Raw genomic sequence first — 19709 nt, forward strand, 5'->3', positions numbered from 1 at the left:
TACCGCAGGAATGGATATGTACACGGTCCAACTGTGTTGACTGTCAGGCCGTCTTCGCAGGCAAGCCAGCTCCCACATTGGATCGCGGGGCATCAGTTATATCTGTGTCGGCTGCCAGGCCGTCACGGGAGCAAGCTCCCTCGCCACAGATTTAGCGTCGTGCCGAAGTTGTGTAGATACCTATGGCCATCGCAGGCAAACCAGCTCCCACTTTTTAGGTGTGTGTTGCGTCAGAGGCTGGTTTGCAGATTGGCGCGCAACGCGATCAGGTCTCCTTGCAGCTTGCGCAATTGCTCCAGCGCCATCCCGCTGGCGCCCAGGATGCATTGCGGAACATCCTTGGCCTTCTCCTGCAAGGCGCGCCCGGTGTCGGTCAGTTCCACGACTACTACTCGTTCATCTTCGCGGCTGCGGGTACGGTTGAGCAGGCCCTCGGCTTCCAGGCGCTTGAGCAGTGGCGTCATGGAGCCTGGGTCCGTCAGCAGGCGGCTGCTGATTTCGCTGACGGTCAATTCATCCTCTTCCCACAGCACCATCATGGCCAGGTATTGCGGGTAGGTCAGGCCGATGGCTTGGAGCAGCGGCTTGTAGACCTTGGTCATCAGCAATGAAGTAGAGTGCAGGGCGAAGCACAGCTGGTTGTCCAGCAACAGCGATTCGCAAGGATCAGGGTTTTTGCTCATGGTGGCGTCTCGAAAAAGCATGTCTGGCCTGGAATCTAGCGGGCAAATCTTTAATGCGCCAGGTAATTCTTGCCGGAGGCGTCAGACCAAGCCACTTTGCAATGCCTGATCCCAAGGCGGCACCGGGCTGAAACGGGATTTGAGATATTCAAGCAACAATCGGCTGCGCGCATTGGGCTGTTGCTCCAGGCGCAGCGCATAAATGCCGGCGGTTTCCGGGCTCGGCAAACCGTCTTCACAAAACAGCGGCAACAGCTCACCGCGTACCAGGTATTCACTGGCCAACCAGGTCGGCAGATGAGCGATGCCCAGCCCGGCCAGTGCACCCGAAAGCAGGGCTTCGGCATTGTTGGCGCTCATGCGGATGCGCCGGGGGCGATAGGTGGTGCGGCGCCCGTCCAGTTCGAAGCGCCAGGCGAACATTGGCGCCAGCCCGTCCCAGTCCAGGCCATCATGTTCGCTCAGCTCTCGAGGATGGGCCGGCGTGCCACGGCTTTTCAGGTACGCGGGGCTGGCGCAGGCGATACGCACAATGCTCGCCAACGGCGTAGCGACCAACCGGGTATCGACAATATGCCCAGCGCGCAGAACCAGATCGACCTTGCCCAGATGCGCACCCTGCATATCGACAAAGCTGTCGATCAAGTGCAGGTGCACGTCCAGTCCTGGGTACAGGTTTAAAAAGTCCGCAATGACCGGCGCCAGATGCCGGCGGCCGAATGCTGCGGGCGCATCGACCCGGATCAACCCCTCCGGCGCATGGCTCAGCGAGACCGCTTCAGCCCGCGCCAGCTGCAACTCGCTGACAATCCGTCGTGCCCGCTCGGCAAAGGCCAGGCCCGCCGAGGTGGGCACTACTGCATGGGTGCTGCGTTGGAACAGGCGGCTGCCCACTGAGTTCTCCAGGCTGTCGATACGCCGGGCCACGGCGGAAGGTGTCAGCGGATGGCGGCGCGCGGCGGCGGAAAAACTGCCGGCTTCCAGGACATCCAGAAACAGGCTGAGTTGGTCGGTCAAGGTGTTGGGGTTCATGGCTCGACGCTTATGCGAGATTGGCACAGCCATTGTGCGTTGCTGTGCGTTTCCGCGCCAGAGCCGACTGCGTAGCATGCAAAGCTTGGAATTGCGGAGTAGCGAGCGGTGTGGGATCTAGTGATGTACTTGGCATTGGGTGCGGCGTTGGGCACCGTGGGTGGGCTGTTTGGCATCGGCGGCGGGCTGATTGCTATCCCGGTACTCGGCGTGTTGTTCGGGCTGGATCAGCAAATTGCCCAGGGCACCGCTTTGGTCATGGTCGTGCCGAACGTGATGCTCGCCCTGTGGCGCTATCACCAACGTAACCGCATCGAGTTGCGTCACGCCTTACCCTTGGGTGTGACCGGCTTTTGCTTTGCCTGGCTGGGATCGATCTGGGCGGTGGGGCTGGATGCGGGCGCCATGCGCATTGGTTTTATTGCGTTCTTGGTGGCGCTGTCTGCCTACAACCTGCTGCGCATGTTTACCCGCAACGCGCCGCCCACCACGCAAATGCGTTATTCCTGGCCCTGGCTTGGCGTCTTGGGCGCGGCATCCGGCTCCATGGGCGGGCTGTTCGGGGTCGGCGGCGCGGTGGTGGCCACACCGGTACTCACCAGTGTGTTCGGCACTACTCAAGTGGTTGCCCAAGGGTTGTCGTTGGCCTTGGCGTTGCCCAGTACCGGTGTGACCCTGGTCACCTATGCCTGGCACCACGAGGTGGACTGGATGATCGGCCTACCGCTGGCGGTGGGTGGCCTGCTGAGTATCAGTTGGGGCGTGAAAGTGGCTCATGCCTTGCCGGAGCGCCTGTTGCGCGGCCTGTTCTGTGGCTTTTTGGTGGTGTGCGCGGTGATGCTTACCTTTAAAGTTTGAAGCCTTCGACGATGTAGTCCGCCAGGCACTCGGTGATCGGCGAGGTCATCTGCGGGTTACGCAGCAAGCGCAGGTTCATCGACGGCAAAGGCGGGAAGCCTTCGTCGCTGCCGAGCACTCGCAGGTCGTCGGTGACCAGGCTTTCCATGCTGACCATCGCCGCCAGGCCCGCACTCACCACCGCCAGGATCGCTGCTCCGTTAGAGCTGTGATAGGCCAGGCGATAATCTCGCCCGGCCGCGTCCAATGCCGCACGTGCCCAATGGGTGTACAGGCACTCGTCGCCGGACACCGCCAGAGGCAGGGCATCGTGCTCCTCCACACAAAAGCACGGTGATGCTGCCCATACCATGCGTTCGGTACGCAACAACTCACCCAGATCATTGCCGGGCTCGCGGCTGATCACGGTCAGCGCCAAGTCCCGCCGTTGCATCAATACGGTCGATGCTTCGCAGTGCATTTCGATTTGAATCAGTGGGTAGGCTTTGGAGAACTGTTTCAGGATCCCTGGCAGAAAGCGCATCACATAGTCATCCGGCGTGCCGATGCGCACCAATCCCACCATATGCGGCTCGCGCAGGGTATTGAACACTTCACTGTGCAATTTCAGGATGCGCCGCGCATAACCCAGCAGCACCTGGCCTTCGGGCGTGAGCCGTACCTGCCGGCCATCGCGCTCGAACAGTTTGCGCTGCAACACGTCTTCTTCCAGACGCTTCATCTGCATGCTAACCGCCGATTGAGTGCGATTGACCGTCTCGCCGGCACGGGTGAAACCGCCCTGGTCGGCAATGGCGACGAAGGTGCGCAGCACGTCTGTGTCGATGCTGGGATAGGCGGACAATTGATCAATCTCTGAGATGTAATGCATAAGAAACATTCGTTGGATTGATCATAATGCCAGGCACACACTGTCGTCATCCCCACTGGAGGGTGAGAAGATGAAAGGTCAAAAAGGTTTCATATCGACGGATAACTGGCTGTTTGCTGGGCTTTTTCACACATTCGCGCGTTGGCAGCTGTTGCATCAGGAGCGGCAGATGCTGGCGACCCTGAGCGATGACGCACTCAAGGACATCGGGCTCAATCGCGCCGACGTCGCGCAGGAAAGCCATCGGCATTTCTGGGAAGACCCGCTGCGAAAATAAGCCCGGATGCAGTAGGGTAGGGCGCGAGCCTCAATGGAGATCGCCATGCCCGCCGACCTGTGTATTTCACTCAAGCAAGCTCGACGCATGGCGCTGGCTGCCCAGGGGTTTTCCGGGCGCCAGGCGCCTGCACAGATAAAGGCCACGCACCTCAACCGCTTGATCGAGCGCCTGGGCGTTTTACAGATCGACTCGGTCAATGCGCTGGTGCGTTCCCACTACCTGCCCGTGTTTTCCCGCCTTGGTTCTTATTCCCCATCGATTCTTGAGCAGGCGGCCTGGAGCCTGGGGCGGCGGCGTTCTCTGTTTGAATACTGGGGGCATGAGGCGTCGCTGCTGCCCTTGGCGCTGTACCCGCTGATGGGTTGGCGTATGGAGCGCGCCCGGCAAGGGCAGGGGATCTATTCGCAGATGGCACGTTTTGGCCGTGAACAGCAGGCGACGATCCAGCGCGTGTTGCGCACCGTCGAACAGCAGGGCGCCGTGGGGGCGGGTAGCTTGTCGACCCGCGAGGAGCGTGCCGGTCCCTGGTGGGATTGGAGTGATGAAAAGCACGCGCTGGAATGGCTCTTCGCCGCTGGCCTGGTCACGGTTGCCGGTCGTCGAGGGTTTGAGCGGCTTTATGATCTGCCCGAGCGTGTTATTCCCGCAGAGGTGCTCAGGGTCTCCATGAGTGAAGGTGAAGCGCAGCGTGGCTTGCTGTTGCACAGTGCGACTGCATTGGGTGTCGCCACTGAAAAAGACCTGCGCGATTATTTTCGCCTCGACCCCGCCGACAGCCGCAACCGCTTGGCCGAGCTGGTTGAGGATGGGCAACTGCTGGCGTGCCAGGTGCGGGGCTGGAAACAACCAGCGTATTGCCTGGCGGCGCCCAAACTGCCGCGCAACGTGCCGGCCAGTGCATTGTTGTCGCCGTTCGATTCGCTTATATGGGAGCGCAGCCGCACCGAGCGCTTGTTCGACTTTCGCTATCGCCTGGAGATCTACACTCCGCAAGAAAGACGCGTGTACGGCTATTACGTCCTGCCGTTTCTCCACAACGAACGCATTGCCGCACGCGTCGACCTGCGGGCCGAGCGTGCCCATGGGCGCCTGGCCGTGCATGCCGTGCACGAGGAAGAACCTGGGCTGGATGAGGAAGGTATGTTGGCGCTGGCCTTGAACCTGCGAAAGATGGCCGACTGGCTAGGGCTGGAACAGATCCAGCTCAATTGCCAGCGGCCCAGTGCTGCCCGGTTGAGGGCTGCGATGCTGAACCGGGATGTCAGCCTTTAAGGCCCTATCGCGNCCGGGCTTGCCCGCGATGGCGTCATCCCCGTCGATAAAACGTCAGCGCTTTACCTGTTTCAAGGTCTCGGCAATCAGGAACGCCAACTCCAGCGACTGATCGGCATTCATCCGTGGGTCGCAATGGGTGTGGTAGCGGTCTGACAGGCCATCTTCGGTGATCGGTCGTGCGCCGCCGATGCATTCGGTGACGTTCTGCCCGGTCATCTCGATATGGATCCCGCCGGCATAGCTGCCTTCTGCCTGGTGCACCTGGAAGAAATCCTTCACTTCGCCAAGGATCTGCGCAAAGTCGCGGGTCTTGTAGCCACTGCTGGCCTTGATGGTATTGCCGTGCATTGGGTCGCAACTCCACAGCACCTGCTTGCCCTCGCGCTGCACGGCACGGATCAGGTTGGGCAAATGGTCGCCGACCTTGCCTGCACCCATACGGGCAATGAGGTTGAGGCGGCCAGGGTCGTTATCCGGGTTGAGGATGTCGATCAGGCGGATCAGGTCCTCCGGGTTCATGCTCGGTCCGACTTTCACGCCGATCGGGTTGTTCACCCCGCGCAGAAACTCGACATGGGCGCCGTCCAATTGACGGGTACGGTCGCCGATCCACAGCATATGCGCCGAGCAGTCGTAGTAATCGTTGGTCAGGCTGTCGCGGCGCACGAAGGCTTGTTCATAGTTGAGCAGTAACGCTTCGTGGGCGGTGAAAAAGCTGGTTTCGCGCAATTGCGGCGAGCTGTCCATGCCACAGGCGCGCATGAAGGCCAGGGTTTCGTCGATGCGGTCGGCCAGTTGGCTGTACTTTTCGGCGAGGGCGGAGTTGGCGATGAAATCCAGGTTCCACTTGTGCACTTGGTGCAGGTCGGCAAAACCGCCCTGGGCAAAGGCGCGCAGCAGGTTGAGGGTGGCGGTGGACTGGTGGTAGGACTGCAACAGGCGGTCCGGGTCTGGCACGCGGCTTTTTTCGTCGAAGCCGATGCCGTTGACGATATCGCCACGGTAGGCGGGCAGGGTGATGCCGTCGATGGTTTCATCGTTGGCCGAACGTGGCTTGGCGAACTGGCCGGCCATGCGCCCGACTTTCACCACCGGGCAACCGGCGGCGAAGGTCATGACAATGGCCATCTGCAGCAGCACCTTGAAGGTGTCGCGGATCTTCGCGGCGGAAAACTCGGCGAAGCTCTCGGCGCAATCGCCACCTTGCAGCAGGAAGGCACGACCCTGGGTCACTTCGGCAAACTGACGGCGCAATTCGCGGGCTTCGCCGGCAAACACCAGAGGCGGGTAGCTCGCCAGGCTCTGCTCCACTTGCTCCAAGTGCGCGGCGTCCGGGTATCGGGGTTGCTGCTGGATCGGCAGGGCTCGCCAGCTATCGGGACTCCAGGGGTGGCTCATCATGAACTCGTTTGCAGGTGGATGTTAGGGCGTCAATGTTAGCAGCAATTAGTGCGTGACCTGTGGTTGCCGCTTGGCCGACAATCGCGCCTTTGTCGTGCGGTAAACCCTTTAGGAGTAGTGATGAGCGAGGAGCGTGTCGAGCGCCTGCTGGCCGAAGTCCATGATGAATTCGGCATGATCCGTGTGCTTGAAGTGGCTGATTACCGCTTTCTCGAATTTGGCGACGCCATCGAGCAAAGCTGTGTGTTCACTGCTGACCCGAGCTGGCTGGAGTACGACTACACCCGCGCGATGCTGATCGGCGCGTTGTGCCATGAACAGCCGGAAAGTGCGTTGTTCCTCGGCCTGGGCGCGGGCACGTTGACCCAGGCATGCCTCAAGTTCCTGGCGCTGGAGGATGTCGAAGCCATTGAGCTGCGCCCCGATGTGCCGCGCCTGGCGATTGAATATCTGGGGCTGGATGACGATCCGCGCTTGTACATCCGCATTGGTGACGCGCTGCAATTGCTCGACAGTGCTGAATCGGCCGATCTGATTTTCGTCGACCTCTACACCGATGTCGGCCCGGGCGTGGGGCATCTGGCCTGGACCTTCCTGGAAAACTGTCAGAAGAAACTCAACCCCGGCGGCTGGCTGGTGATCAACCAGTGGGCCACCGATGACGGCAAGCCGCTGGGGGCGGCGTTGCTGCGTGGGTTGTACCACCGGCATTACTGGGAGCTGCCGGTGAAGGAGGGCAATGTGATTCTATTGGTGCCTTCGGAGCTGGATCAGGTGTTGGACCTGGATGCGCTGTCAGCCCGCGCCGAAGCCTTGGCGCCGCGATTGGGGTATTCGTTGCAGTCGTTGATCAAGGCGATTCGGCCAGCAACTTAGTTGTCAGTTCGGACGCTTTCGCGGGCAAGCCCACAGTCGAATTGCACTCTGTGTTGAAATGCAATCCCCTGTGGGAGCGGGCTTGCCCGCGAAGAGGCCCTCACTGGCGACGGCTAATTCAGTTTGTTCAAATCCCCTTGAACACCCCGGGCCGCTTCTCGACCATCGCCCGAACACCCTCCTTGGCGTCCTCACTGTTGAGCAGTTTATCCACCATGGGCGGCAGCGCGGCGGCTGCGACGGCCTCACCCTCCATACGCGCCAAGCGTGCCGACATCAACGTTGCCTGCACACCCAGCGGCGCCTGGCGCGCAATGCGGTTGGCCAATTCAATGGCGCGGGGCAACAGGTCTTCACTGGCCATCACTTCCTGCACCAACCCCAGGCGCAGGGCCTCATGGGCGTCGAATTCGTCGCCGGTGAGCAGCCAGCGCATCGCATTGCCCCAGCCGGCAATCTGATGAAAGCGCAATGTCGCGCCGCCAAACGGAAAGATGCCGCGTTGCACCTCCATCTGGGCAAAGCGGGTATTGCTGGCGCAGAGGTTGATATCCGCCGCCAGCATCAACTCGATACCAATGGTCAGGCAGTAACCTTGGACGGCGACGATCACCGGTTTGCTCACGCGCGGGCCGGCAAACACCCCCCACGGGTCGCACCCTCCCAGCGGCGGTTGCCAGCCGCCGGCCATTACGCCGCTGACATTGGCCAGGTCCAGCCCTGCGGTGAAGTGATCGCCATGGGCAAACACCACGGCCACCCGTGCGTCATCGTTTCGATCAAATTCGCCATAGGCCAGGCTCAGTTCATTGAGCAAATCCAGGTCAAAGGCGTTGCGCTTGGCCACGCGGTCCAGGCCTAGCAATAGAACATGGCCCTCAAGTGCGCGGCTGACACGGCTACTGCTGGCTTGATTCATCGGGTGTGCCCTCGGGGCGCAGGTGAGGTTTCAGACCAAAGGGTCTCAATGGGTGGGTGAACCGTTTAAGCTCGATGACCAACAGGGCCGGGCCTTTGAAAAATAGACCCTGGCGCACGGATCTGCAAAGCGCGTGACCCAGTGCGGTTTATCGGCGCCTGGCGATAAAAAAAGCTCCCTTTTTCAGCTATTTCCGGTATAGTGCGCGCCGGCCTTTAACCGGGCCGCGTTTAGGTAGCGCAATTCCCCGAAGTCAGCTTCGGCTGCACGTCCGCACAGCGGACTCTTCCTTGACGAATCTTTTTCATTCATTCGTTTTCGCAAATCCCCGCCGACAAAGCAGCCAGGGCGACTCTTGAGTCTCAACACGGCATGCGCAGCTTTGGAGCATGGGTCTTTGCGGATGCACTTAGAGGCAGACCCATGACCCAGGAAACCGGCGGCTTCGCCGCTTTTAATCTTAACCCGAATATTCTTGCAGCCGTCGCAGCGACCGGCTACGAAGAACCTTCGGCGATTCAGCAGCAATCGATCCCGATCATCATGGCCGGTAAGGACATGATTGGCCAGGCGCAAACCGGTACCGGTAAAACCGCCGCGTTCGCCCTGCCTATTCTGCATTGCATCGATCCTGCCAAGCGCGAGCCGCAAGCCCTGATCCTGGCGCCAACCCGTGAGTTGGCGCTGCAAGTAGCAACCGCCTTTGAAACCTACGCCAAGCAAATGCCGGGTGTAACTGTTGTGGCCGTTTACGGCGGCGCGCCTATGGGCCCACAACTCAAGGCAATCCGCAATGGCGCACAGATCGTTGTCGCCACTCCGGGCCGTCTGTGCGACCACCTGCGTCGTGACGAAAAAGTCCTGTCGACCGTGAACCACCTGGTTCTGGACGAAGCTGACGAAATGTTGAAGCTGGGCTTCATGGATGACCTGGAAGTCATCTTCAAGGCGCTGCCAGCGACCCGTCAGACCGTACTGTTCTCGGCTACCCTGCCGCAGTCCATCCGTGCCATTGCCGAACGCCATCTGCGCGATCCGGAGCACGTGAAGATCCAGACCAAGACCCAGACCGTTACCGCGATCGAACAGGCTCACCTGTTGGTTCACGCTGACCAGAAGACCTCGGCTGTATTGAGCCTGCTGGAAGTCGAAGACTTCGACGCCCTGATCATGTTCGTGCGCACCAAGCAAGCGACCCTGGACCTGGCCAGCGCCCTGGAAGCCAAAGGCTACAAAGCCGCTGCGCTGAACGGTGACATTGCCCAGAACCAGCGTGAGCGCGTGATCGACTCCCTCAAGGATGGCCGTCTGGACATCGTTGTGGCGACCGACGTTGCTGCCCGTGGCCTCGACGTTCCACGTATCACCCACGTGTTCAACGTTGACATGCCTTACGATCCAGAGTCCTACGTTCACCGTATCGGCCGTACTGGCCGTGCCGGTCGCGAAGGTCGTGCATTGCTGCTGGTGACTCCACGTGAGCGCCGCATGCTGCAAGTGATCGAGCGTGTTACCGGCCAGAAAGTTGCCGAAGTCCGCCTGCCGGATGCCCAGGCCGTTCTCGATGCGCGCATCAAGAAACTGACCAACAGCCTGGCGCCACTGGTGGCTGACGCTGAATCGACCCACGGCGACCTGCTGGACCGCCTGACCGCCGATATCGGTTGCACCCCGCGTGCCCTGGCTGCAGCCCTGCTGCGCAAAGCTACCAATGGTCAGGCCCTGACCTTGGCAGCCATCGAAAAAGAACGTCCACTGGTTCCGAACAGCGCGCCACGCGGTGATCGTCCAGAGCGTTCCGGTGACCGTCCAGACCGTGGTGACCGTGAGCGTCGTGCTCCAGTGCCATTGGCTGAAGGCCGTGCTCGTTGCCGTACCGCGCTGGGTGCGCGTGATGGTATCGCTGCCAAGAACCTGCTGGGCGCTATCCTCAACGAGGGTGGCCTGGCGCGTGAAGCCATCGGTCGCATCCAGGTGCGTGACAGCTTCTCCCTGGTGGAGTTGCCGGAAGACGGCCTGGAAAAACTGCTGGCCAAGCTGAAAGACACTCGCGTTGCCGGTAAGCAGCTCAAGCTGCGTCGCTACCGCGAAGATTGATCCGCCCTTGGGCTGATTGATCGCACATAAAAAATCCCCGACTGGTTCGGGGATTTTTTTCGCCTCATGTTTTAGGCTCCGACGCGATCAACTGTGAGAGCAGGCAAGCCAGCTCCCACAGGTATAACGGTGTCAGCCAAAGCGATAGATATCCATGCCCAAGGCACCCAGTGTGAAGCCTTGGTGCGCCACGCTGAAATCTGCGCCCGCACCCCGCGCAAAGTACAGCGGCAGCAAATGTTCATCGCTGGGATGGCTGCGCACGGCATGTGGCGCCTGGCGGCGATAGTCATGCAAGGCGGCGTCGTCATTGGCCGCTAGTCTGTCGACCACCCAGTCGCGAAATTCCCGGGCCCACGGTGTGATCGTCTCCGGCCCGGCGCGCCAATCCAGTTCGCCCAGGTTGTGGGTGATGCTGCCGGAGCCGATCAGCAGCACACCCTGTTCGCGCAGGCTCGCGAGTGCATGCCCGACTCGAGTCTGCAAAGCCGGGCCCAGGCGGCTGGGTAAGGACACTTGTATCACCGGGATGTCCGCTGCCGGGTACATCAGCGACAGCGGGACCCAGGTGCCGTGGTCGAAGGGGCGTTGCTCGTCAATACGTGCAGCCAGGCCGTCGGTGTGCAGCAGTTCGACGATCTCACTGGCCAACTGCGGGTCACCCGGCGCGGGGTATTGCACCGCAAACAGCTCGCGCGGAAAGCCACCGAAGTCGTGCCAGGTTTCGGGGGCAGCACTGCCGCTGACCAGCAGGTCCGGGCTTTCCCAATGCGCCGACACCACCACAATGGCTTTGGGCCGTGGCAGTTCGTCAGCCAGGCGCTGCAGCGCAGGACCGCTGGCACCGGGTTGCAAGGCCAGCATGGGCGAGCCGTGGGAGATAAACAGGCTGGGGAGCATGAGCAGAGTCCTGAGGGTTAAGATGGAGCCATCTTCAATCAGATCATCGATCTAAATCTAATATAAGTTTTAGCGCCTTTTGATCGAATTTTCGGAGTGATTCATGCAGCCTGAATTTTGGCAGGACCGCTGGGCGAGCAATCAGATCGGCTTCCATCAGCACGAGGTCAATCCCTATTTGCAACGGCACTGGCCCGTGCTGGGGTTGCCCGAGGGGGCAAAGGTGCTGGTACCGTTGTGTGGCAAAAGCCTGGACTTGGTATGGCTCGAGAGCCAGGGGTATCCGGTAATGGGCGTGGAGCTATCGGAGCAGGCGGTTGAGGCGTTCTTCAGCGAGCAGGGGCTCGTGCCGCACGTCAGTCAGCAGGGCGCCTTCAAGGTCTATCAGGCGGGCCAGATCGAACTGTGGTGTGGCGATTTCTTCAGCCTGAATGCGCAGGCGCTGGTCGGTTGCCGCGGCGTATATGATCGTGCCGCGTTGATCGCATTGCCCCCGCTGATGCGTGCGCAATACGTCGAGCACCTGAATGCCTTGCTGCCCTCAGGCTGCCAGGGGTTGCTGATTACCCTCGATTACGACCAGGCGCAGAAGGCCGGCCCACCCTTTGCTGTCACGGACGAGGAAGTGCAGGTGCTATTTGCACTGCATTGGGCGTTGGAGCGGCTGGAGGAGCGGGACATCCTGAGGGAGAGCGGAAAGTTCCTGCAGGACGGTGTTACTCGCCTTGAAGAGCGTGCTTATCGGCTGACCAGGCGCTAAAAGGGTTTTTCCTTTTGAAGGAGCGAGGGTGACGCCTAGTTCTTGCTCGCGAAAGACGTCAACGATAACGCGTGCTTGCTAAATGAACGCGGCGCCTGCGAGTTTTTCGCGAGCAAGCTCGCTCCTACAGAGAGCGGTGAAATCAGCAGGCACAAAAAAGGGGCGATCAGATCGCCCCTTGTCGAGTCATCCGGCTATCAGCCCCGGCGACGCAGTGCGTCAATCCGCTCTTCCAGCGGCGGGTGGCTCATGAACAGGCGAGCCAGGCCCTGCTTGATGCCGCCGTTGATGCCGAAGGCGGTCAGGCTGTCGGGCATATGCACCGGCAGGCCCTGTTCGGAGCGCAAGCGTTGCAGCGCGCCGATCATTGCGCTGGTGCCCGCCAGGCGTGCGCCGGCTTCATCTGCGCGGAACTCGCGTTTGCGCGAGAACCACATCACGATGGCGCTGGCCAGGAAGCCCAGGACCAGCTCGGCGAAAATGGTCGCCACGAAGTAGGCAATACCACGGCCTTCTTCGTTCTTGAAGATGACCTTGTCGACGAAGTTGCCGATGATCCGCGCAAAGAACATCACGAAGGTGTTCACCACGCCCTGTACCAGCGCCAGGGTGACCATGTCACCGTTGGCCACGTGACCGATCTCGTGGGCCAGCACCGCCTTGACTTCGTCGGGCGAAAACCGCTCCAGCAGGCCCTGGCTCACGGCCACCAGCGCGTCGTTCTTGTTCCAGCCGGTCGCAAAGGCGTTGGCCTCATAAGCCGGAAAAATCCCGACTTCGGGCATTTTGATGCCTGCTTCTTGAGACAACTGCTCCACGGTTTGCATCAGCCATTGTTCATGGCGAGTGCGGGGTTGTGTAATGATCTGGGTGCTGGTGCTCATCTTTGCCATCCACTTGGAGATGAACAGCGAGAACAGCGAACCGGCAAAACCAAAGACTGCACAGAAAATCAGCAGCTGATTGAGGTTCAGATCAACCCCATTGGCCGCCATGAACCCGTTGAAGCCAAAAAGGCTCAGGGTGACGCTGGCAATCAGTACGACTGCCAGGTTAGTGGCCAAGAACAGCAGGATGCGCATCATGGTTGTAGAATTCTCCTCATGCTTAATATGTCGCTCACTGCGGGGTATATAAGGTGCGGCATGGGGTGATTCAACCGGGGGACTATTTCAAACTGTGTCCTACACCGTTGGCGTAGGGCCTTGAAGGGATTTTCCGACCTGTATTGTCAGCCCTGATCGACCCGATGCTACCCTGTCGCCCCGTGATTATAGGGGGCACGTCATTGGCAGGGGCCAAATGAAGTACAACCGCAAGTAAGTGACACAGAAGTGTTGCCAGATAATCGCTGTACGACTCTTTGTGAGTCGCACAGCGTCAATTGCCTTACTGGCGATAGGACTTCAGGAAGTTACCGATGCGACCAATCGCCATCTCCAGGTCATCCACACGTGGCAAGGTCACCACGCGAAAGTGATCCGGCCACGGCCAGTTGAAGGCGGTACCTTGCACGACCAGCAGTTTTTCCGACAGCAGCAGGTCGAGCACGAACTTCTCGTCGTTGAGGATCGGGCAGACTTTCGGGTCGATCCGCGGGAACGCATAAAGCGCGCCCATGGGCTTCACACAGCTCACGCCGGGGATAGCGTTGAGCAACTCCCAGGTGCGGTTGCGTTGCTCCAGCAGGCGACCTTGGGGCAGGATCAGGTCGTTGATGCTCTGGTAGCCGCCGAGGGCGGTCTGGATCGCGTGCTGGCTCGGTACGTTGGCGCACAGGCGCATGTTGGCCAGCATGTCGATGCCTTCGATGTAGCTTTGCGCATTGTGCTTGGGGCCGGAGATGGCGATCCAGCCGGAGCGGAAACCCGCCACGCGGTAGGACTTGGACAGGCCATTGAAGGTCAGGCACAGCAGGTCCGGGGCCAGGGAGGCGGTGCAGATATGCACGGCGTCATCGTAGAGGATCTTGTCGTAGATCTCGTCGGAGAACACCACCAGGTTGTGCTGACGCGCCAGTTCCAGCATGCCCAGCAATACTTCCCTGGAGTACACGGCGCCAGTGGGGTTGTTCGGGTTGATGATCACCAGGGCCTTGGTGTTGGGCGTGATCTTGGCCTTGATGTCGGCCAGGTCCGGGAACCAGTCGGCGCCCTCATCACACAGGTAATGCACCGGGTGGCCGCCCGCCAAGGTCACGGCGGCGGTCCACAGCGGGTAATCCGGGGCTGGCACCAGGACTTCATCGCCATTGTTGAGCAACGCCTGCATGGACATCACGATCAGCTCGGACACGCCGTTGCCCAGGTAGATGTCCTCGATGCCGACGCCTTCGACCTGCTTCTGCTGGTAGTACTGCATCACCGCCTTGCGCGCGCTGAACAGGCCCTTGGAGTCGCTGTAACCCTGGGCGGTCGGCAGGTTGCGGATCACATCCTGGAGGATTTCGTCCGGCGCTTCGAAACCAAACGGCGCCGGGTTGCCAATGTTCAGCTTGAGGATGCGATGGCCTTCCTCTTCCAGGCGTTTGGCGTGCTTGAGCACCGGGCCGCGAATGTCATAGCAGACGTTGGCGAGCTTGTTCGATTTGCTGACCTGCATGGCGATGTGATCCTGAAAATGAACGATCCCGACGGCGTAGGCACTACCGTAGGGTGAAGCCTGCACGGCCCGCACCCACAAATACGTTTGAATGCCGATGGCGCGGGTGCCAGACTGGCGTTTTGAAGAGGCGCAATCATACGTGCCGCCTGATCCATGGAAAAGACACAGATCAGGGTTTTTCAGTTGCCGAGGTGTACCGATGGATAAGTTGCAGAAAACTGTAGATGAATGGAAGGCGATGCTCGACCCGGAGCAGTACAACGTGTGCCGTCTCAAGGGTACCGAGCGACCGTTCAGCGGCAAGTACAACGCCACCAAGACCGACGGCGTCTACCACTGCATCTGCTGCAACGAGCCGCTGTTCGATTCCAAGGCGAAGTTTGATTCCGGCTGTGGCTGGCCCAGCTTCTATGAGCCGATCGCCGACAGCGCGATGGTCGAGATCCGCGATGTCAGCCACGGCATGATTCGCACCGAAGTCACCTGCGCCAAGTGTGATGCACACTTGGGGCATGTGTTCCCGGACGGCCCCCCGCCGACGGGCCTGCGCTACTGCATCAATTCGGTATGCCTGGAGCTGGTGCCGCGCTAGGCTTGCATGGTCCCTGTAGGAGCGAGCTTGCTCGCGAAAAACGTCAACGATACGGCGGATTTCCTGAATGAACGCGGCGTCTGATAGTTTTTCGCGAGCAAGCTCGCTCCTACAAATAAGGCTCTTCTTTCCCTGACTTGAGGCATTGCCATGAGCGACTCCCTGCTGAGCATCCCTTGCACCACCATCAAGGGTGAGCAAAAGACCTTGGCCGATTTTGCCGGCAAGGCCATTCTGGTGGTCAACACCGCGAGCAAATGCGGCTTCACCCCGCAGTACAAGGGCCTCGAGCAACTTTGGCAGCAATACAAGGACCAGGGCCTGGTGGTGCTCGGCTTTCCCTGCAACCAGTTCGGCAAGCAGGAACCCGGCAATGAAGGCGCGATATCGGAGTTCTGCGAGCTGAACTTCGGCGTCAGTTTTCCGCTGTTCAAGAAAATCGACGTCAATGGCAGCGATGCCCACCCGTTGTTCGTGCAGTTGAAAAAACAGGCCCCGGGGCTGCTGGGTTCCAAGAACATCAAGTGGAACTTCACCAAGTTTCTCATCGGCCGTGATGGCAAGCAGGTCAAGCGTTTTGCGCCAACCACCAAGCCCCAGGACTTGACCCAGGAGATCGAAGCCTTGCTCAAATGACCGCAATATTGCGGGTACCCATCAGAGGCTGGTTGTCTTCGGTACCCACAGTTCCAGTAAGGCGTTGAGTTCTTCACGGCGAAACGGCTTGGCCAGGTAATCGTTCATTCCAGCGGCCCGGCAACGCTCGCGTTCTTCGGCCATCGCGTTGGCGGTCAAGGCAACAATGGGCAAGTCCGGCCAACGCCCGCTCCGGCGAATTTGTCGGCTGGCCTCATAGCCATCCATCACAGGCATGTTGCAGTCCATCAACACCAAGTCGAAGCGCTGGTCCTCCAGAAGCTTGAGGGCTTCACCGCCATGGGCCGCGACGATTACCTCACACCCGAGCTTGCTGAGCATGCCCTTGGCCACCAGTTGATTGACCGCGTTGTCCTCCACCAGCAGGATGCGCGCGCGGTGCGCAAGCGGTGCGGTTTCTATCTGGACCGGGTCGAGCACCAGTTGCGCGCCGCTGCGCAGGTTGCGTTGCAGGATCTGGTACAGCGCGTTGCGGCTCAATGGGCGCGCTTGTTGCTGCAGCGGCGCCAGGGCCGTGACTTCTTCGCTGGGCAAAAAGTTACCATAGGCGGTAACCAGCAGAATCGGCGCGCTGATGCCCGGGCGCAAGCGGAACAAGCATTCAGGGCAGTCGGTGATCAACAGGTCGGGCGCCAGCCCGCTCAAATCATCGTCCTGGGAATAGCAGCGCGGTGTCAGCCCCCAAGAGGGCAATAGCGTGGTGAGCAGCTCCGTCAGCCCGCCGCCGGCGTTGGTGATGGCGATCACCTCGCCCGTGAGCGGTGCATAGCGCATGGCAGGCAAATGCGCGGGCAGTGGGAGGTCGGCGCAGAACTGGCTGCCAAAGCCCACCTCCGAGCTGATACTCAAGCGGCCTTGCATGGCTTCGCACAGGTTATGAGTCAACGCCAGGCCCAATCCCGTCCCGCCAAACTGGCGGGTAATGCCAGCGCCGGCCTGGGTGAACGGCTGGAAGATTTTCACCTGGGCTTCCTGGGCGATGCCAATGCCGGTATCGCATACTTCAATGCTGACCCGACCTTCCAAGGCGCGCAGGCGCACATCGACGCGGCCAAAGCGGGTGAACTTCAAGGCGTTGGAGAGCAAGTTACTGACGATCTGCCGCACACGGGTAGGGTCGCCGACCACCTGGGCGGGAAATTGCGGGTCGATCAGGCAGGTCAGCTCCACGCTCGGAGCAGCATTTTGCGAGAGCAGGTTGGCGGTGTCTTCCACCAATGAACCCAGGTCGAACGGGATATGCTCCAGTTCCAGCTGGCCGGCGTCGAACTTGGACAGGTCAAGAATATCGTTGAGCAACTCCACCAGCACTTTGCCTGAGTCATGGGCAATGGACAGTTGCTGGCGCTGTTCGGCGGTCAGCGGGCTATCCAGTGAGAGGGCAATCATGCCCAGCAACCCATTGAGCGGCGTACGAATTTCATGGCTCATATTGGCCAGGAATGCTGCCCGTGCCTGAGCCATGCCCAGCGCAGTCATTTTCGCCGCCTCCAGCTCATCGTTGGACTGGCTCAAGCGTTGGTTGCTGGCCTTGAGTTCGAGGGTGCGCGCAGAAACGATATTTTCCAGTTGCCCCAAATACTCCGTGAGGCGATCTTCGGCATGGCGCCGTTGCTGGATCTCGGTTTCCATGTTTTCGAATTGTTGGTTGGCGACGCTGACCAGCACGCCGATTTCATCGTGTTCATGCCCCGGTGGGCAATCCAGGCGCGCCTGTTTGCGTGTGCTCAGCTCGCGGATAATGCGCACCAGCGGTTGGGTGAGCATTACGTAGAACAGGCCGAGCAAAATCCCGGTGAGCAGCAGGCTGCGGGCGAAGCCGTTGAGCAGAGTGATCTCGGCGCGATGCAGGAAACGGCTGCCAAAGGCATAAGTATCGACGTCCAGGCGTAACACACCAAGGGAGTCGTTGGGCATATGGCTGAGAAACAGTCGGTCTTCGAATTGGCGATTGGCACCAAACAGAAAATCGCTGACCGGCCGATAGTTGCTTTCCTTGCGCGGACGGTTGACGTCGGCCAGCACCACGCCATTGTTGTCGATCAACTGCGCGCGGATGATGGCGGGGGAGTGCAGCAGGCCCAAGGTCAGTTCCTGGGCGAGTTCGGCATCGATGTTGTAGGCGATTCTTGACGCCGGGTTATGGCTGATTTCAATCAGTGAGCGTATTTCACGGTTGATGGATGCGTCTTCACTGGCATAATCAATGCCGATTTGGATCAGACTGAGCAGGGTTCCCAAGACGAAACCGACCAGCACAGTCAATCTGGCTTGTTTATAAGACAAGCGGTGGGCGAACTTGATATCCATCGAGTGTTGAACCACTTAGCGTTTCCCTTCGCCCGGCAAGCATAGCTGAACATCCACAAGCTTTGGCTCGCCCGGCATGAATCGTTTGTTTGATGCAGCCCTACAGTTTGCCGCAGGGTTGCCAATACGCCATCTTTTGCAAGAAGTTGCCAGAGGAATAGCTGTGGATTCTCGATTGAATGCCTTTCTTGAGCGCGCCGATGCGGTGCTGGCTCGCCTGGAACCGTTGTTACCCGCCCCACGCCAGGCGATCGACTGGCACCAATGCCTGGCCGCCCGCTGGCAGCGCGAAGGTCGCAATGGCTTCCTGTTACCGTTGGAAGTGAGCCTGGACATGCGCCTGTCGGACCTGATCGGTGTCGACAAACAACGTGAACAACTGGCGCGCAACACCCAACAGTTCCTTGATGGGTTACCCGCCAACCACGCCCTGTTATGGGGTTCGCGTGGCACCGGCAAGTCTTCCATGGTCCGGGCCTTGCTCGCCCAGCACGCTAACGCCGGCCTGCGTCTTATCGAGATCGAGCGTGACCACCTGGCTGACCTGCCGCGGGTGGTCGAGCAACTAGTCAAGCTACCACAACGCTTCATTTTGTTTTGCGATGACCTATCGTTCGAGGCCGGCGAAGGTGACTATCGCGTGCTCAAGAGCGTGCTGGATGGTTCCCTGGAACAGGCGCCGGAAAACGTGCTGCTGTACGCCACGTCTAACCGTCGCCACCTTGTGCCGGAAAACCAGAGCGACAATGACAACTGGAAACGCGTGGACGGCGAATTGCACCCGAGCGAGGCGGTTGAAGACAAGATTGCCTTATCGGATCGTTTTGGCTTGTGGTTGTCGTTCTACCCCTTTACCCAGGAGCATTTCCTGGATGTGGTGGAACACTGGATCGGTGAGTTGGCCAGCAAGGCCGGCTTGCAGTGGCAGCGCGATGAGCAGCTTGACGTTCTCGCGGTGCGTTGGGCCACTGGGCGCGGCAACCGCAATGGCCGGTGCGCCTATCAATTCGCCCGTTACTGGGTGGGTCTTAAATTGCTGGAACGTCAACCATGATCGATTTACAACAGGCCGGCAGCGGCCTTGATGGCTATGCCATGCTCTGCGCGCAACTGGAGTCATTGCTGGCTTATGAGCGCGATTTTATTGCCAACAGTGCGCAGTTTTCCGCGTTCCTGTTCAACCAGTTGGATGACTTGAACTGGGCTGGCTTTTATCTCAATCGTAACGAAGAGCTGGTGCTTGGGCCCTTTCAGGGGCAGATCGCCTGTGTGCGCATTCCGTTTGGTCGCGGCGTGTGTGGTGCGGCTGCGGCCTCACGGAAAACCCAGCGCGTGGAGGACGTGCACGCGTTCCCAGGCCATATCGCCTGCGACAGCGCTTCGAACAGTGAATTGGTGGTGCCATTGGTCAAGGACGGCCAACTGATTGGTGTCCTTGACCTCGACAGCCCATTGCTGGGCCGCTTTACCCCTCAGGACCAGGAGGGGATTGAGCGGCTGGCGGAGATTTTCCTGCAGTTGACCGACTGCTGAAGCAGTGGGTACTTATGCTGGTCGCGGTAGGAGCGCATTTGCTCGCTCCCGCCACGACGGG

General features: G+C 60.0%; 19 protein-coding genes. 10 read left to right on the top strand and 9 right to left on the bottom strand.

The annotated features are described in order from the left end of the window. Positions 1-230 precede the first annotated feature (230 nt). Positions 231-683, bottom strand: coding sequence for a MarR family winged helix-turn-helix transcriptional regulator (locus tag ACTJLA_RS15815; protein WP_060764714.1), 453 nt, complete (start codon positions 681-683; stop codon positions 231-233). An 81-nt stretch (positions 684-764) separates the two neighbouring features. Next, entirely contained in the window at positions 765-1715 is a 951-nt protein-coding gene (locus tag ACTJLA_RS15820) for a LysR family transcriptional regulator (protein WP_314548406.1), read from the bottom strand. 108 nt (positions 1716-1823) lie between these two features. Here ACTJLA_RS15820 and ACTJLA_RS15825 point away from each other — a divergent pair, with 108 nt between their 5' ends. Then, entirely contained in the window at positions 1824-2573 is a 750-nt protein-coding gene (locus ACTJLA_RS15825) for a sulfite exporter TauE/SafE family protein (RefSeq protein ID WP_034127144.1), read from the top strand. Here ACTJLA_RS15825 and ACTJLA_RS15830 read toward each other — a convergent pair. Then, the gene (locus tag ACTJLA_RS15830; RefSeq protein WP_105226254.1) at positions 2563-3444 is read right to left on the bottom strand and encodes a LysR family transcriptional regulator; all 882 of its coding nucleotides are present in this window, start codon (positions 3442-3444) and stop codon (positions 2563-2565) included. The two genes, ACTJLA_RS15825 and ACTJLA_RS15830, sit on opposite strands and share 11 nt — an antisense overlap. A gap of 70 nt (positions 3445-3514) precedes the next feature. Here ACTJLA_RS15830 and ACTJLA_RS15835 point away from each other — a divergent pair, with 70 nt between their 5' ends. Together ACTJLA_RS15835 and ACTJLA_RS15840 are read left to right on the top strand one after the other, a co-directional pair. Further along, the gene (locus ACTJLA_RS15835; RefSeq protein WP_054920152.1) at positions 3515-3721 is read left to right on the top strand and encodes a DUF1127 domain-containing protein; all 207 of its coding nucleotides are present in this window, start codon (positions 3515-3517) and stop codon (positions 3719-3721) included. 45 nt (positions 3722-3766) lie between these two features. After that, positions 3767-4996, top strand: coding sequence for a winged helix-turn-helix domain-containing protein (locus tag ACTJLA_RS15840; RefSeq protein WP_054897898.1), 1230 nt, complete (start codon positions 3767-3769; stop codon positions 4994-4996). Between the two features lie 54 nt (positions 4997-5050). On the opposite strand, the gene ACTJLA_RS15845 is transcribed toward ACTJLA_RS15840, so the two are convergent. Further along, positions 5051-6397 (bottom strand): class II 3-deoxy-7-phosphoheptulonate synthase, encoded by a 1347-nt coding sequence (locus ACTJLA_RS15845; RefSeq protein WP_054897897.1) that lies wholly within the window; start codon positions 6395-6397, stop codon positions 5051-5053. 123 nt (positions 6398-6520) lie between these two features. Here ACTJLA_RS15845 and ACTJLA_RS15850 point away from each other — a divergent pair, with 123 nt between their 5' ends. Then, a complete protein-coding gene (locus ACTJLA_RS15850) occupies positions 6521-7276 on the top strand; it encodes a spermidine synthase (RefSeq protein WP_054897896.1) in 756 nt (251 codons plus the stop codon). Between the two features lie 127 nt (positions 7277-7403). On the opposite strand, the gene ACTJLA_RS15855 is transcribed toward ACTJLA_RS15850, so the two are convergent. Further along, positions 7404-8195: a crotonase/enoyl-CoA hydratase family protein gene (locus ACTJLA_RS15855; RefSeq protein WP_440841570.1), complete on the bottom strand. Its 792-nt coding sequence runs from the start codon at positions 8193-8195 to the stop codon at positions 7404-7406. Positions 8196-8618: 423 nt separating this feature from the next. On the opposite strand from ACTJLA_RS15855, the gene ACTJLA_RS15860 reads away from it, so the two are divergent. Further along, entirely contained in the window at positions 8619-10292 is a 1674-nt protein-coding gene (locus ACTJLA_RS15860; protein ID WP_014717677.1) for a DEAD/DEAH box helicase, read from the top strand. A gap of 132 nt (positions 10293-10424) precedes the next feature. Here the strand turns inward: ACTJLA_RS15860 and ACTJLA_RS15865 are convergent, their stop codons facing one another. Then, on the bottom strand, positions 10425-11192 hold the full coding sequence (locus ACTJLA_RS15865) for a DODA-type extradiol aromatic ring-opening family dioxygenase (RefSeq protein ID WP_440841572.1): 768 nt from the start codon (positions 11190-11192) through the stop codon (positions 10425-10427). Between the two features lie 103 nt (positions 11193-11295). Between ACTJLA_RS15865 and ACTJLA_RS15870 the strand changes: the two genes are divergently transcribed. Then, positions 11296-11952 carry a thiopurine S-methyltransferase gene (locus ACTJLA_RS15870; protein WP_440841574.1) on the top strand — a complete coding sequence of 219 codons (657 nt, stop codon included), beginning with the start codon at positions 11296-11298 and terminating at the stop codon, positions 11950-11952. A gap of 197 nt (positions 11953-12149) precedes the next feature. Here the strand turns inward: ACTJLA_RS15870 and htpX are convergent, their stop codons facing one another. After that, positions 12150-13037 carry a protease HtpX gene (htpX, locus tag ACTJLA_RS15875; RefSeq protein WP_003189904.1) on the bottom strand — a complete coding sequence of 296 codons (888 nt, stop codon included), beginning with the start codon at positions 13035-13037 and terminating at the stop codon, positions 12150-12152. 304 nt (positions 13038-13341) lie between these two features. After that, entirely contained in the window at positions 13342-14553 is a 1212-nt protein-coding gene (locus tag ACTJLA_RS15880) for a pyridoxal phosphate-dependent aminotransferase (protein ID WP_044273990.1), read from the bottom strand. A gap of 202 nt (positions 14554-14755) precedes the next feature. On the opposite strand from ACTJLA_RS15880, the gene msrB reads away from it, so the two are divergent. Beyond that, positions 14756-15148 carry a peptide-methionine (R)-S-oxide reductase MsrB gene (msrB, locus tag ACTJLA_RS15885; protein WP_034127154.1) on the top strand — a complete coding sequence of 131 codons (393 nt, stop codon included), beginning with the start codon at positions 14756-14758 and terminating at the stop codon, positions 15146-15148. 150 nt (positions 15149-15298) lie between these two features. Beyond that, complete coding sequence (locus ACTJLA_RS15890) at positions 15299-15784, top strand: glutathione peroxidase (protein WP_034127155.1); 486 nt, start codon at positions 15299-15301, stop codon at positions 15782-15784. A gap of 21 nt (positions 15785-15805) precedes the next feature. Here the strand turns inward: ACTJLA_RS15890 and ACTJLA_RS15895 are convergent, their stop codons facing one another. Next, positions 15806-18115 carry a hybrid sensor histidine kinase/response regulator gene (locus ACTJLA_RS15895; RefSeq protein WP_034127156.1) on the bottom strand — a complete coding sequence of 770 codons (2310 nt, stop codon included), beginning with the start codon at positions 18113-18115 and terminating at the stop codon, positions 15806-15808. A 163-nt stretch (positions 18116-18278) separates the two neighbouring features. Here ACTJLA_RS15895 and ACTJLA_RS15900 point away from each other — a divergent pair, with 163 nt between their 5' ends. Next, positions 18279-19169 (top strand): ATP-binding protein, encoded by an 891-nt coding sequence (locus ACTJLA_RS15900; RefSeq protein WP_034127157.1) that lies wholly within the window; start codon positions 18279-18281, stop codon positions 19167-19169. Then, positions 19166-19648: a GAF domain-containing protein gene (locus ACTJLA_RS15905; RefSeq protein ID WP_054920140.1), complete on the top strand. Its 483-nt coding sequence runs from the start codon at positions 19166-19168 to the stop codon at positions 19646-19648. Before ACTJLA_RS15900 ends, ACTJLA_RS15905 begins: the two co-directional genes overlap by 4 nt. The last annotated feature ends 61 nt before the right edge of the window (positions 19649-19709 follow it).

The organism is Pseudomonas sp. 22072 (genome assembly GCF_052046095.1).
Classification (GTDB): domain Bacteria; phylum Pseudomonadota; class Gammaproteobacteria; order Pseudomonadales; family Pseudomonadaceae; genus Aquipseudomonas; species Aquipseudomonas paracarnis.